Below are 776 nucleotides of genomic sequence, written 5' to 3'. Positions count from 1 at the left end.
AGCGAGCTGGAGCAGCGCATCGCAGCGATCTGGTCGGAGATCCTGGGAGTGGAACGGGTCGGCCTGGACGACAACTTCTTCGAACTGGGCGGTCATTCGTTGCTGGCTACCCGGGTGATTTCTCGGGTTCGCCAGGAGCAGCAGTTGGACGCAAGCCTGAAGGCGTTGTTCGAGCGGCCGGTTCTGGAAGCGTTCGCCCAGGGATTGGAACGCACGACGGATGCGGTCTCGACGATACCGCTTGCCGATCGGCAGCAACCGTTGGCACTGTCCTTCGCTCAGGAGCGTCAGTGGTTCCTCTGGCAACTGGAGCCGGAAAGCGCGGCCTACCATATTCCGAGTGCCTTGCGCCTACGCGGGCGGCTGGACGTGGATGCCTTGCAACGCAGCTTCGACAGCCTGGTCGCGCGGCATGAAACCTTGCGTACCCGCTTCCGGCTGGAGGGAGGGCGTTCGTACCAGCAGGTACAACCTGCGGTTAGCGTTTCCATCGAGCGGGAACAGTTCGGTGAAGAAGGCCTGATCGAACGGATACAGGCCATCGTTGTGCAGCCATTCGACCTGGAACGGGGGCCGCTGCTGCGGGTGAACCTGTTGCAACTGGCCGAGGACGACCATGTACTGGTGCTGGTCCAGCACCACATCGTGTCCGATGGTTGGTCGATGCAGGTGATGGTCGAGGAACTGGTCCAGCTCTATGCCGGCTACAGCCAAGGGCTCGACGTGGTGTTGCCGGCCCTGCCGATCCAGTACGCGGACTACGCCCTGTGGCAGCG

General features: G+C 62.6%; 1 protein-coding gene. It reads left to right on the top strand.

What is annotated here, in order from left to right; all coding sequences use genetic code 11:
• Positions 1 to 776 (top strand): condensation domain-containing protein (locus tag HMPREF1224_RS13830; RefSeq protein WP_010793025.1); only part of this gene is annotated, 776 nt, incomplete at both ends.

It is taken from the genome of Pseudomonas sp. P179 (assembly GCF_000478485.2).
In the GTDB taxonomy this organism is placed as follows: domain Bacteria; phylum Pseudomonadota; class Gammaproteobacteria; order Pseudomonadales; family Pseudomonadaceae; genus Pseudomonas; species Pseudomonas aeruginosa.
This window is presented reverse-complemented; position numbering and strand designations above follow the sequence as displayed.